Below are 13,612 nucleotides of genomic sequence, written 5' to 3' on the forward strand. Positions count from 1 at the left end.
AGAGCATCCGGAAAAACGATGTCCGACACCGCCCAAGCCAAATACGCCTTCTTGCCGTACGTCCGGCGAGGCCTCGCAGCCGCTCTGGCCGGCGACGCCGAGGGCGGCCGCCTGCAAATGCCGGTCCGACTGAAGCTCCAGGGCGGCGGCGGCGAGGAAACGGTCGACCTGCCGCTGCGCTTGTACGGCCCGGGCGATGTGATCGGCCTGGATCCCGCGGAGGTGATCCGCACCGAACCGCGCCACCTGACCCCCGACTTCGACCCCCAATACTTTCCCGCGGTCGAGTTCGATACGCCCGACCTGCCGTGGATGTTCAGCCCCGAGGCGGCGAGCGATGGCGTGCTGCGCCCCTGGCTTTGCCTGGTGGTGGTCCGCGACCGCGCGCCCAACCTGCTGTCCGCCGGGCCCGAGCGCCCGGTGGCTAGCCTGGAATGCGAACTTCGCGAACTGCCCGACCTCGCCGAGACCTACGCCTGGGCGCACGCCCAGGTGCTGCGCGAGGCGCCGGCCGGCGAGGACGAAGCTACCGCGCGTCAGGCCGTGCAGGAGGTCATCACCAGCGCCCCCGGGCGAAACCTGTCGCGGCTGCTGTGCCCCCGGCGGCTTGTTCCCAACACGGCCTACATCGCCTGCGTGGTCCCCGCCTTCGAGGCCGGACGCCTGGCCGGTCTTGGCCTGCCCGTCACCCCGAAGAGCCTCGCCGACCTCACGCCGGCCTGGCCCGCGCCGGCAGGCGCGGGGCGCCAGCTGGTGACCTTGCCGGTCTACCACCACTGGCGCTTCAGCACCGGAGCCGGCGCCGAGAGCTTCGAGACGCTCGTGCGGCGCCTGCAACGGCGCACCGACCTGCCGGGCGTCGGCGCGCTCAGCCTCGACGTCAGCGCGCCCGGCTGGGGATTGCCGGCCACACCCGGAGTCCAGCTGACGCTGGAGGGCGCCCTGGTTCCGCCCAGGACCGCCCCGCCCGAGCCCTGGTCACCGGCGCACCGCGACACCTTCCAGGCCGCCCTGCGCCAGCTGCTGAACGCCCCGGCGACAAGCGACGACGCCCTGGTGACGCCGCCGATCTACGGCCAGCAGCATGCCGGTCGCGGCGTCGTGCCCGCTCCCAGCCAGGTCCCGAACTGGCTGGGCGACCTGAACCTTGACCCTCGCCACCGCGTCGCGGCCGGGCTCGGAGGGCTTACCGTCCGCGCCCGGCAGGACGAACTGATGGCCGCCGCCTGGGAGCAGGTGGAAGAGATCGAACGCGACAACCAGGCGCGCAGGCAGGCCCAGCTCGCGGTCGAGATCGGGTCGAACCTTCACGCGCGGCTGACCGCGCTGGATCCCGGCGCCCTGCTTCAGGTCACGGCGCCCGCCCACGACCGCGTAGCAACTCCGGCGGACGGAAAGGCCAAGGCCCGGTCGGCGCAGGCGGGGGACAGCGTCGGCGAACAGGTGCGCCGCAGCGCCCTGCCCTCCAGCGCCCTGTCCGCCGGGTTCCGCCGGATGACGCGCGGCAACGGCCCGATCGCCCGCCGCGCGGCGGCCCAAGTCGAACCGCTGAGCCCGCTGGAACGGCTGATCGCCGAGCCGACCGCCGCCGCGCCGGAACGTTCGGCGGACATCGGTCTGCTGTCGCTGGAGGCCCTGGCCAACTCTCTCCGTGGCGACCTCCCGGCGCCTGGAGACGAAGCTTCCAGGCCGCCTATCGAAGTGCTGATCCTGAACGCGATGGCCGACGTCCCGGCGGCCGTGGTCGCCAAGAGCGGCCGGCTGGATCCGGGCGGCGGAACGTCGCTTGGCCAGGCGGCGGCGGCCCAACAGGCCAAGCTGGCCGAGCTCAGCGGCGCGGGCGAGACCAGGACAGCCGTGCAACTGCCGCTCGACCACGTCGCCGCCGAACTGAAGGCGAGGCTCGACCCGGCCCTGCGCATTCCCGAGGCGGTGGGCGCGCGCGTGCGCAGCACCCCCGTCGCCAAGCTGGCCCGGGGAGCGGAGGCGACCGTCCACGCCGACACGCTGAGCCCCGTCATGGCCGCGCCGGACTTCCCCGCGCCGATGTACCGCGCACTGCAGGAAATGCACGACATGCTGTTGCCGGGGCTGGAGAACACCCCGCCCAACACCCTGGCGCTGCTGAAGACCAATCCCCGCTTCATCGAGGCGTTCATGGTCGGGCTGAACCATGAGTTCGCCCGGGAACTGCTGTGGCGCGAGTATCCGACCGACCAGCGCGGAACCTACTTCCGGCAGTTCTGGGACGTCCGCGCCGCCGAGTTCGCGGGGCCCGATCTTTCCCCCATCCACGGCTGGCAGGACACCAGCGCCCTCGGCGGCCATCTGGGCGTGGGCGACGCCGAGGACGACCTCGTGCTGCTGATCCGTGGCGACCTGCTGCGCCGCTATCCGGACGCCTCGATATATGCGGTCAAGGCCCTGCCCGACGGCGCCTTCCCCACGGAGCAACCCGCCCAGGTGAAGCTGCCGCGCTTTACGGGCGCGCGCGAGCCAGAGATCGCCTTCGTCGGCTTCGATCTGACCGAAGCCCAGGCCAGGACGGAGGAAGGCGGCTGGTACTTCGTGCTGCAGGAGCAGCCCGCAGCGCCGCGCTTCGGGCTGGATCCCGCCGCCGCGCCCCAGACCGTTTCGGATCTGAAGGCCTGGCGCGACGTCTCCTGGGGCCACGTGGCCTCGACCCCGGAGGCGCTGGCCGCCCTCACCCACGCGCCGGTCGCCGGGCCGCTGGCCGGAAAGTCGATCGGGCCGGAACGAGCCCCGGTCACCTGGGGCAGGAACGCCGGCCACATGGCTCGCATCACCCTGCAGCGCACCTACCGCATCGCCATCCACGCCGAGGCGATGTTCGCCTTGCCCAACGATTGAAGAAGCACACCGTGGACCTGAACGCAGAGATCCTTCGGCTCACCGCCGAACTGGCCGCCGCCAAGCGCGCGGTCGAAGAGGCCGTGACCCGGTCAGCGGGCGCCGGCAAGTCCCTGGCGGCGGCCCAGGCCGAGCAGGCGCGCCTGCGCCAGCGGGTCGCCGAGTTGGAAGCCGTCGCCGCCCAGGCCGTCCAGGCTCGTGGCCTGGCCGACGCCGCCGATCGGCGCGCCGCCGTTGCGGTCCAGGAACTAGACGCCGCCCGGCCGATCCGCGACCAGGCCGCGGCCCGCTACAACACCCTGGCCGCCCGCGCCGCCGCCCTGAACCAGCAGGCAGCCCAGATCCCGGCGGTGCAGGCCGAGGTCTCCACGCATCAGGCGGAGACCTCGCGCCTCAACACCGAACTTGTGCGGGTCAAGAGCGCCAAGCCCAAGCCCCCGGTCCGAAAGCCCGGTTTGGATACCGGAATAGACTATGCGGAACTGATGGAGGCCTGGCAGGCGCAGGTGAACGCGACCACCCAGGCCCGTGACGCCGCCGCCGCGCGGCTGGCGGCGGCGCAGGCGCGGCTCGCCCAGCTGGCGCCGATCCCCGCCCAGGCCGCCCAGGCGCAAGCCGAGGCCAACGCCGCGAGCCAGGCGCTCGCCCAGGCCGACGGACGGGTCGCCGCGAGCGCCCAGCTTGTCACCACCACGCGGGGCGAGGCCCAGGCCGCCCGCGCCCGATCCAACGACCTTGACCGCGCGGCGGCGCCGCTGCCGGAAGCGCGCGCCCAGTCCCAGGCGGCGGACGCCGCCGCCGCGCAACGCGGCGCCGAGGCGCAAGCCGCCACGGCGGCGGTGACGGCGGCCGAGACGCAGGTGGTGAAGACCCAGGCGGAACTCGACCAGCGCCTCGCCGAGCAGCGGGCGTCGTTGCCGCAGGCCATCTTCGGATCGCTGCCGACGGACGCCCCGATCGCGCTTCTGCCCGTGCGCCTGGAAACGCGCTTCGTCACCGCAGGTCCCGGGCGTGAACTGCTGGTGCGGGTCTACCCCGACACCATCCATGTCGACACCCACGAGCCGGAGCTTACGGCCGAAGAACAGCTGTGGGGCAGGCACTTCTGGGAACACGCCTGGCGGGCCGGCGACGACGACGCCAGGCTGGAAGCGGCCAAAACCCAGCTGGCGCAGCGCTTCGGCGAGCCCCGCGCCGCCTGGATCGCGCAGGCGCTTACCCCCGGCAACCCCGCCGATGCGCCGGCCGCCGCCCTGGCCGATGATGCGCCCCTGCCCAAGGCGCCAGTGTTTCCCGCGACGGCCTCGCGCGAGGCGTCATGGACCCGCGCGCCGCATGCGACCGCCCTGCCGGACCGCTGGCTGGCGGTGGGCTATCGCGACGGCAAGCGGGTGATCGTCGCCCAGTCCAAACCGGTAAAGCCGCCGGGCGGCGCGGATGGCGCGCCGCTGGCCGTAGCGGCGGCCCCTGACAAGGCCCAGTCCGATCCGGGGTCGGAAAGCGGGGTCGCGGGGCTGCTCGACGAAGGCAGCCGCTGGCTCGTCGACATCGATGCGGCGCTCGACTGCGGAATGGCCATCCGGGCGCCCTGGCCCCGGAACGAACCCGAGCGTCTCGACCGCCTGCTGGTGTTCGGCGTGCGCACCTCCGGCGATGCGACGACCTCGGCGCGGCAGTTGCAGGCCCTGCTGGACGCCCACCATTTCACCGACGGCCTGGCCCTTCTGGAACAGGGGGCCGCCAGCAACGCCACCGACGCCCCGGCCTCGGGCGGCGGCCGCAACGACGCCGTTCGCCTCGGCGTTGGACCGACCTCGCCACCGGCGGACGGAAGCGACGGCGCGGCGGCTGCGGGCCTGCTGGGCCTCGGCCGAGAGGTCTTCGCCGGCGTAGCGGGCGCCGATGGCCTGGAACAGGCCGACGCCCAGGCGATGAACACGGCGTTGTGGCCGGCGACCTGGGGCTACTATCTCGAACAGGGCATGGCGCAGCCGCTCTCCGATGCGGTCCGGGGCAAGGCGCGACGGCACTTCATCGACCATGTCCGGGCGCGCGGCCCGGCGTCCGCCCTGCGCATCGGCCGCCAGCCCTACGGCCTGCTGCCGGCGACCTCGCTCGACCTCTGGACCACTCGGCCGAACGAGCCCGGGCCCGACCTCGCCCCGCTGCTGCGGACGGCGAGGTCGATCTGGCGGGCCGTGCTCGCCCGCGCGCCGCACGTCGGCGCCGCCGGCGACAAGAACGACGTCCTGCTGCAGATCCTGGGCATGGAGGCGCGCTCCAGCCGCTTTGACCTGCGCAGCCTGATCGGCGGGCAATACGGCCGGCGCCTGCTGGAGCTCCTGGGGCAAACGCCACAGATCGCGCAGCTCGACGCCCAGGCCGGCCGGGTGCGCGGCCTGTTGCAGGCCAGCGGCCTGACGGGCCAGGCGCGGCTGGCCGACGTCACCTCGGGCACGCTGGCCCGCGACGTGTTCAGCGCCAGCCGCGGCTCCCGCAATCTGGCCGACACCGGCGCCGCCGTGCATTGGCTGCTGTCGCTGAGCGCCGAGCAGCTTCGTCAGGCGGTGTTTCCGCCGTCGCAGGAGCCTGGCGAGCAACCGCCAAGCCAGCTGTCGGACCTGTTGCTCCTGGCGCTGCGCCACGCCGCGCTGACCGAGTACGACATCGCCGCCGCCCGGCTTCTGGCCGCCAGCGGCCAGACCCCCGCCGATGCACGCCTCGAAGCCGAGATCGTGGAGGCGGACAGCCCCCGGCCCTGGAGCCGGCTCGCCACGATCACCGACGTCGACGCCTTGCCCGAGCTTGGCGAATTCCGCCGGAGCCTCAGGCACATGGCCGGGCGCCCCGCCGCCGCGCTCGAAGGCGCGCTGACCGAGACCTTGGACCTGGCCTCGCACCGGCTGGACGCCTGGATCACCTCCTTGGCCAGCAGCCGGCTCACCGAGATGCGCAAGGCCAAGCCAATGGGCGTGCACCTGGGCGGCTACGGCTGGCTCGAGAACCTGACCGCCCAGGACGCCGCCGCCCCTCGTCGGGAAGGCGGCTATGTGCAGGCGCCGTCCCTGGCCCATGCGGCGACCGCCGCCGTCCTGCGCAGCGGCTACCTGGCCCACGCGGACAAGGCCGAGAACAGCTTCGCCGTGGACCTGTCGTCGGCGCGGGTGCGATCGGCGCTGTGGCTGCTGGACGGGGTTCGGCAGGGGCAGCCGATGGCGGCGCTGCTGGGCTATCGCTTCGAACGCGGCCTGCACGAAAACCACCCGGGCCTGGAACTCGACAAGTACATCCGGCTGTTCCGCGAACTCGAGGACTTCCAGGGCGACGCCTCCCAGGCGCCCGAAGCCGCAGCGGTCCGCGCCACCGAAAAGGCGTTGGCCGACGCCCGCGTGGCGCTGGACGCCGCGAAAGTCACGCTGGCGAACGCCGAGGCCGCCGTGCTGGCCAACAAAAACCTGATCGACGCCGGCGCCCAGGCCAACGCACAGAAGAGCGATCCCAAATCCGCCCTGTCGCAGACGACCGCCAGCGCCGGGCTGGCGGCCAGCGCGCGTGACCAGGTCCGCAACCGGCTGGCGGCGATCGCGACCGACATCGAGACCATGCAGGCGACGATCAGCGACCTCCTGGAGGCCGAACGGCATGAGCGCCCGTACGGAAAGCCGCCGATCGACAACAGCGCCGAGATCGATGCGTTGCAGCAGGAGATCTGGGCGCTGGAAGCCGAGCGCGGACGGATAGCGCCGACGCTGCCGGGGCTTGTCGAGCAGGCGAAGACCTGGGCGACGGCCCTGGCGAACCTGACAGATCAGATCAACAAGGCGATCACGGCGGGGAACACGGCCCAGGGCCTCAAGGCCGGGCTGGAGGGCCAACGCACCGCCGCCGCGAACGCCATCCCGACGGCTCAGGCGCTGGTCGACACGTCGAGCAAGGCCTGCCTGGCCGCCTATGACGCGCTCTGGGCCAAGGCCCACGAAACCCTGCCTGCCGGCAAGGTGATCGACGGACTGGCGCTGCTCCAGCGCTGGAAGACGGGCAAGGCCGAAGGTCGCTGGGATCCGCAGACCATCCCGTTCGGCGCGGAGGTGTCGGGCGTCCGGCTGCCCGGCCCAAACGGCGCGGACGCGGCCGCCTGGCGCGCCATCGCCGCCGAACTGGACGGCTTGGCCGACCTGATGGACGCCGCCAGCGACCTGATCCTGGCCGAGAGCGTGCACCAGGTGGTCCAGGGCAATCCGGTGCGTTCCGGCGCGGCCCTCGAGGCGGTGGGACGCGGCGAGCTGCCGCCGCCGGACTTCGACGTGATCCGAACGCCTAGAACCGGTGTGGCGACCACGCACCGGCTGCTGGTCCTGCTGGCCGGCGCGCCCCTCGAACGGAACGGCTGGGACGTCGCCGCCACGCAAGCGCGCGCCGTGGCCGAACCTCAACTGGACGCCTGGACGGGCCACCTGCTGGGCAGCCCGAACCGGGCGTTCTGCCGCGGGGAGTATTTCGATCCCGCCACCGGCGCCGCGCTAAAGCCGCCCGTGACACTGTCGCTGGGCGCGCTGAAACTGGCCCCGCTGGACTATGTCCATATGAGCGACGCGAGCGGCGGAGGCGTGCTCTCGGAGCTGGAGCAGCGGCTGGTCGATCACCTGCTGGCGGTCGCGCGGCCCGCGGACGTTCCCGCCACGGCCGGCGTGCGCCTGGACTTCGAACGCGATCCGACGTGGAGCGCGGATCGGCTGGGCGCGGCCGAGTTCCTGGAGGCCGTCCGCTCGGTGCGCGACCTGCTGGTCAATGCGCGCCCCTTGGCCAGCGCCGACCTGACCCAGGCCGAGGCCCCCTCTTCCGCTGTGGTCGACCTCTCCGACCTGCGCCGGCGCGCCGACAGCGCAGCGGCCCTGCTGAAGGCCGCCGCGACCGGCATCCCCGCCGCGCCGCCTGAAGGGGCGAATACCGACGAGACCCTGGCCTACTTGCGATCTCTGGACCTGGAGGCGATGCGCGGAACGCTGCTGGCGCTTGCCGCCTTCGGGATCCCCGGCGCCGCGCCCGCCGCGCCTTTCGACGGCCTGGCCGAAGGGCGGGCGGCCTTGCTGGAACAGTCGAGGACCGTGGGAGCAGAAGCTGGCAAGCGGCTGGCGCGGCTGGAGGCGCTGGACGCCGCCGCCGATCCGAACGCGGCGGCCCATCACCTGGCCCGGCTGGCGATCCTGTTCGGCGACGACTTCAAGATCCTGCCCCGCTGGTCGGCGCCCAACGCCGCCGAGCTGGAACAGACCTTCGCCGCCAGCCACCAGCTCCAGGCGCGCGGGACGGCCGGCGCAGATCCCCTGCCCGCAGTGACCTGGGTGCAGCGCGCGGCGCGGGTGCGCGACGGCGCCCGCCGGCTCGACGAGGCCCTCACCTGCGCCGAAGCGCTGCGCGGGGATGTCGCCCTGCACTTCGAGGTCGGACAACTGCCCCATGTTCCGAACGACCGCTGGACGGCGCTGCCGCTGCTCGCCGGAGCCGCGCCCGCGCCGGGCCGACTGTCCCTGGTCGCTCACCTGGCGGGGCGGGTTTCGCCCCAGGCCGCCCCGAGCGGCCTGTTCGTGGACGCCAAGGGCCAGCCGGTTCCGGTCTGCGGGCTGATGATCGACGAGTGGGTCGAGGCCATTCCCAACGCCAAGGAAACCACTGGCTTGGCCTTCCAATACGACCAGCCGGGCGCCCGCGCGCCGCAGGCCGTCCTGCTGGCGACGCCGCCGAACGCCGAGGCCGCCTGGCGGCCGGAAACCCTCGAGGCGATCCTGTTGGAGACCCTGGAGCTGGCTAAGCTGCGGGTGCTCGACCTGGCGGCGCTGCAGACCGCCGACACCACCAAGGTCGGCCTGGCCGGCCATTTCCTGCCGGCGCTGACCTTCGCGATCAATGCCGAAGGCGACGCCATTTCCACGGACTTCGCCCAGGCGGCGACGGTTCCGGCCTGACCCAAGCGACCGAGACGAGCCCCATGCCCTCCATCACCACCTGGACCCGCATCGAACCGGTCGGCCGCGACCCCAACATGACCAGCGGCCTGAACGCCGCCGTGCATGATCCGCTGTGGCTGCTGGCGCGCCAGTGGCAGTTCGGCGAATTCCTGGGGACCGACGCCGGTTCGCCCGCCCTGGCCCGTTTCGAGGCGGACTGCGGCCGGCTGGACCGGTTCCTGCCCAGCTACGATCCCGATCGCGTTCCGACCACCTTCTCCAAGTTCGGCCTGACCGACTTCGACCTGGAATACTGGACCGGCGCGGCCTGGGGGCCGATCCCCGGCGGACAGGTTCGAGGCAACAACAAGGTTCATGTCCGAGCCCGGTTCTCGCCGATCCGCACCGATCGCGTGCGGGTGGTCGTGCGAGGCGCGCTGGAGCAGTTCAGCCGCGTCGTCGAACTGGAGGCGATGCAGGCGATCGCCCAGCCCTCCGACCGCGACGTCACCTGGGTGGGCGACACGGCGCCGGCGGGCGCTGTTCCGCGCGGCGACGGCTGGACCTGGACCATGGACCCCGCCGCGCCGGCCGGCGGCGGCAAGGTCCACAGCACCCCCAACGCCGACGGCGTCAAGCAGCACTACTTCGAGGATTGCTCCGATCACCTGCCGATCCACGAGGGCGAGAGCCTGTTCGTGCACGTGTGGCTCGATCCGAAGAACCCGCCCAAGCAGATCATGCTGCAAGGGTTCGACGGGACCTGGGACCATCGCGCCTACTGGGGGGAGAACCTCATCGGCTGGGGCGTCGAGGGCCAGGTCAGCCGCCGGCGGATGGGCGACCTGCCCAAGCCCGGAACCTGGACCCGCCTGGAGGTCCCCGCCAAGCTGATCGGGCTGGAAGGTCGCACCCTCCGGGGCATGGCCTTCACCCAGTTCGGCGGTCTTTCGACCTGGGGTTCGGCGGGCAAGACCCGTGCGTTCCCGCCGGGCCCAGGCCTGTTCGCGGAGTATTTCCCGAGCGTCGACCTCACGGGGACGCCAGTGAGACGGATCGATCCCACCGTGGACTTCGCCTGGGGAACGGCCAGCCCGCATCCGTCCATACCCGCCGACAAGTTCTCGGCCCGGTGGACGGGCGAGATCACGCCCCGGTTCTCCGAACCGTGCACCTTCCATGTCACCGGCGACGACGGGGTGCGCCTCTGGATCGACGACAAGATGATCGTCAACGCCTGGATGGACCAGGCGGCGACGGAATACAGCGGTACCGTCACCCTGCAGGCCGGGCGCAAGTACGCCATACGGCTGGAATACTACGACACCGTCAGCGTCGCGGCCTGCCGGCTGATGTGGTCGAGCCCGCGCCAACCCAAGCAGGTCGTTCCGCAAAGCCAACTCTATCCGCCATCGTCCTATGCGGCGGCCTCCAGTAACGTCGCGTTGGCCGCCAACGGCGGACGCGTGTTCGCCTCATCGACCCACAGCGCGGCCTATCCTGTCACCGGCGCCAACAACGGCGACCGGACCGGCGCGGCCTGGGCCCAGGGCGGGGGCTGGAACGACGCCACGGCGGGCAGCTTTCCCGACTGGTTGCAGGTCAGCTTCAGCGGCGAGAAGCTGATCGAGGAGATCGGCGTCGTCACCCTGCAGAACGGCGCCCCCATCGAGCCGGTCCCCTATTGGCTGGGCGCGGAGCAGCCGCTGGACGGGGTTCGCACGCCGCTCGAGGCGCTGGTCGAACGCGAGAGGGCTCAAGCCGAAGACGACCTCCGGGCAGCCGCGGAAAGCGGCCTTCATTTCCTGCGGATTCTCTCCAGCCGCGGCCTCGGGAAATACGGCCTCGCCGTGAAGACGGCCTATCCCCTGGAGGAAGGCGCCGCCGGCCCCCGCAGGGACGCCGCCGGTCGCCGTTTCGCGCGCCTGATGGCGGGCCGGGCCCCGGACGGACGCAAGCTGCGCGCCGCGCTGAAGCTGTCGGCCCCCGCCCTTCCCTCCGCGCTGGCGGTGAGCGCCGACGACGACGCCGCCGTGCGCGCAGCGGTTCAGACCTGGCTGGCCTGGCAAGGCGGCCTGGCCGAAACCGAAGCCGGCGCCGCGCCCGCATGGCGGCCAGAGCGGATGGAGTACGCCTTCGCCGTCTCGGCGGCCACGCCCGCCGGCCGAGTGGACCTGGCTGCCCGCGACTATCCCGGCGGCGCCCTGGACTGGCATGCGTTCGACGCCCGGCTGCAACCCGGCGCGGGCGGCGGCGCGACCGTGGTCGCCGAGGCTGTGCCCGCGCCGGTGAGCTATCGCGGCATGCCCGCTCCACGCTACTGGCAGTTCGAGGACGGCCAAGTAGACTGGGGCCAGGTCAAGGCCGGCGAGACCGACCTGGCCATGCTCGCCCTGCTGGAATTCGCCCTGGTCGGCAGCGACGACTGGTTCGTCATGCCCGTCGACCTGGATGCAGGCGCGGTCTGCGCTCCCAAGGCGCTGAAGGTCGTCGACACCTTCGGCGTGACCACCCAGATCCGCCACCATACGGCGTTGGACGGCCCGACGGCCGGCTGGAACCTGTTCGGCCTAACGCCCCAGCAGGCGACCGGGGCGGCGGCGCCCCTGTTCTTCCTGGCGCCGACACTCCTGTCGCCGATGGAGAGCGCGCCCGTCGAGGAAGTGCTGTTCCTGCGCGACGAGATGGCCAACATGGCCTGGGCGGTGGAGCGCGTCGTCCAAAGCGACATCGGTCGACGCGTGGACCGCTACGAAGCCTATCGGCAGAGCCGTCCGCAAGGCGCCGCGCCCGCCCGGCTGGACGCCGGCGCCGCTTCGGCGCTGGTCTACAAGGTGGGGTCCGAACCGCCGGACTACTGGATCCCGATGACCCCCGCGCAGGTGGCGCCCAGGTCGTACCGCCTCCGCCGCGGCGCCCTGCCGGGCGTCGACGGAAAGGCGACGCCGCCGCTTGGCCTCATGCTCGAGCCGAACCGCCGGCTGGACATCCACGAGGAGGAGATTCCCCGCGCCGGGGCTCGCGTCACACGCAGCTGGCAATTCGCCCGCGGTCTCGACGGGGCTCCCTACCTGTGGATGGGCAGGCGAAAGCAGCCAGGGCGCGGCGAAGGCTCCAGCGGCCTGCGCTTCGACATCGCCGACCGCGCCAAGGCCTGAAGCCCGGTGGTCTCCACCAGGCTCGACAATCGTCTCACCGAGGCAGGCCGGGCGGCGACCCGCCCGGATCCGATCACCTGATCTTGCGCGCCGAGCAGCAACGCCATCGGGTCAATCGCCGGCATCCAGATGGCGGGCGTACCGCTGACGGACCCATTGCTCGTCGTCGCTGTCGGCGAGCTTGCGCAGGGCGTAGGCGCGCGTCGTGTCGAGCAGTCGGTAGGCGATGGCGCCGCCGGCCGGTTCGGCCGTGACCAGGGACTTGTCGACAAGGCTGGCCAGGGTCTCGATCGGGCTGTTCAGTTCACAGCCGGTTTCGGCGATACGGCACGCTGATCTCAGCGTAAAGGCGGCGGGAAACACCGACAGTCGTCGAAGGACCGCGCGTTCTTCCTCGGACAGCAGATTATAGCTCCAGTCGATCGCCGCCGTCATGGTCTGGTGGCGATCCGGCCAGGAGCGCAGCCCGCCAAGCTGCCGAAACCGCCCGTCGAGCAACCCCCGAAGCTCTCGAACCCCGAAGACGCTGGCGCTGTTGGCCGCCAGCTCGATCGCCAGGGCCAGACCGTCCAGGCGCTGGCAGATCTCGACCACGATCGGCGCGTCATCGTCCTCGACCTGGAAGGCCCGGTTCCGGGCGGCGGCGCGCTCGACGAAGAGTTGCGTGGCGGGAAACGCCAGAAGAGCCCTGGCCTGGAGGTTCGGCGCAATAGGCGGTGCGTCGAGCGGCGGCAGGCGATAGACTCGCTCCCCATTGATCCGCAGGGGCTCGCGGCTGGTGGCCAGGATCCGCATCCCAGGGGCCTCCGCAAGAAGCTGCTGCGCGCAGGACGCGACCGCCTCGATCAGGTGTTCGCAGTTGTCGAGAACCAGAAGCAGCCTGCGATCACGCAAGTAGTCCATCAGTTCTGCGCAGGCGTTCGGTCCGTGGCGCGGAAGGCCGACTGCCTTGGCGATCGCGCTAGGCACCTGCGCCGGATCATCGATGCTCGCCAGGTCGACGAACCATGCGCCGTCGGCGACCTGCCCCGCAAAACCTTCGGCGACCGCAACAGCCACGGTCGTCTTGCCCATACCGCCGGCGCCGACGATCGACAGCAGGCGATCGACCTCCAACCCCTTCTGGATTTGGGCGATGTCCCCAGTGCGTCCGACAATACCGACGATCGCGGCCGGCAGGTTGCTCTGCCCGCCGGTGAAACGGCTTTCCACGGCGACGCGCGCCGACCGGCCCGCCCGGACCGGCGCGACGAAGCGATAGCCGCGGCCGATCACCGTGGCGATGTATTGCAGGCTCCCCGCCTTCTCGCCGAGCGCGCGGCGCAGCGCGGCGATATTGACCTTCAGATTGGCCTCCTCGACCGCCAGGCCAGGCCACCCCCGCTCAAGCAGTTCACTCTTGGATAGGACGACACCGGGCTGTTCCACCAACGCCGTGAGGAGGTCGAACGCTCGGCCGCCGAGCGCTACCGGGATCTCGTCCTCGACGAGCATCTGTCGCTCGGGATTGAGTACGAAGGGACCGAAGGCGAACGACCTCGACTGGTCAAACTGGGTCGTCATCAGAAGGCCTCCGCTCCAGGTTCAAGATGCCGCCGGGACTTCCGACAGCGTCGAGCTACGTCCGGCCTGCACGAA

4 protein-coding genes are annotated in these 13,612 nt (G+C 71.8%); 3 read left to right on the forward strand and 1 reads right to left on the reverse strand.

Annotated features, from left to right (window positions below; all coding sequences use genetic code 11):
* The first annotated feature begins 18 nt into the window (after window positions 1-18).
* From SGCZBJ_RS17730 to SGCZBJ_RS17740, 3 genes are read left to right on the forward strand one after another with little or no spacing between them, the layout of a single operon-like run.
* The gene (locus SGCZBJ_RS17730; RefSeq protein WP_101719295.1) at window positions 19-2,871 is read left to right on the forward strand and encodes a hypothetical protein; all 2,853 of its coding nucleotides are present in this window, start codon (window positions 19-21) and stop codon (window positions 2,869-2,871) included.
* Window positions 2,872-2,882: 11 nt separating this feature from the next.
* A complete protein-coding gene (locus SGCZBJ_RS17735; protein ID WP_133149286.1) occupies window positions 2,883-8,834 on the forward strand; it encodes a hypothetical protein in 5,952 nt (1,983 codons plus the stop codon).
* A gap of 23 nt (window positions 8,835-8,857) precedes the next feature.
* A complete protein-coding gene (locus SGCZBJ_RS17740; protein WP_101719297.1) occupies window positions 8,858-11,974 on the forward strand; it encodes a PA14 domain-containing protein in 3,117 nt (1,038 codons plus the stop codon).
* A gap of 111 nt (window positions 11,975-12,085) precedes the next feature.
* Here the strand turns inward: SGCZBJ_RS17740 and SGCZBJ_RS17745 are convergent, their stop codons facing one another.
* Window positions 12,086-13,537, reverse strand: coding sequence for an ATP-binding protein (locus tag SGCZBJ_RS17745; protein ID WP_101719298.1), 1,452 nt, complete (start codon window positions 13,535-13,537; stop codon window positions 12,086-12,088).
* Between the last annotated feature and the right edge of the window lie 75 nt (window positions 13,538-13,612).

This window comes from Caulobacter zeae, from assembly GCF_002858925.1.
Taxonomy (GTDB): Bacteria; Pseudomonadota; Alphaproteobacteria; order Caulobacterales; family Caulobacteraceae; genus Caulobacter; species Caulobacter zeae.

What these genes read in the sequence shown, in the direction of transcription:
- SGCZBJ_RS17730 (WP_101719295.1), top strand. Translation starts at nt 19, where the DNA reads ATGTCCGACACCGCCCAAGCCAAATACGCCTTCTTGCCGTACGTCCGG.
- SGCZBJ_RS17745 (WP_101719298.1), bottom strand. Translation starts at nt 13,537, where the DNA reads ATGACGACCCAGTTTGACCAGTCGAGGTCGTTCGCCTTCGGTCCCTTC.
- SGCZBJ_RS17740 (WP_101719297.1), top strand. Translation starts at nt 8,858, where the DNA reads ATGCCCTCCATCACCACCTGGACCCGCATCGAACCGGTCGGCCGCGAC.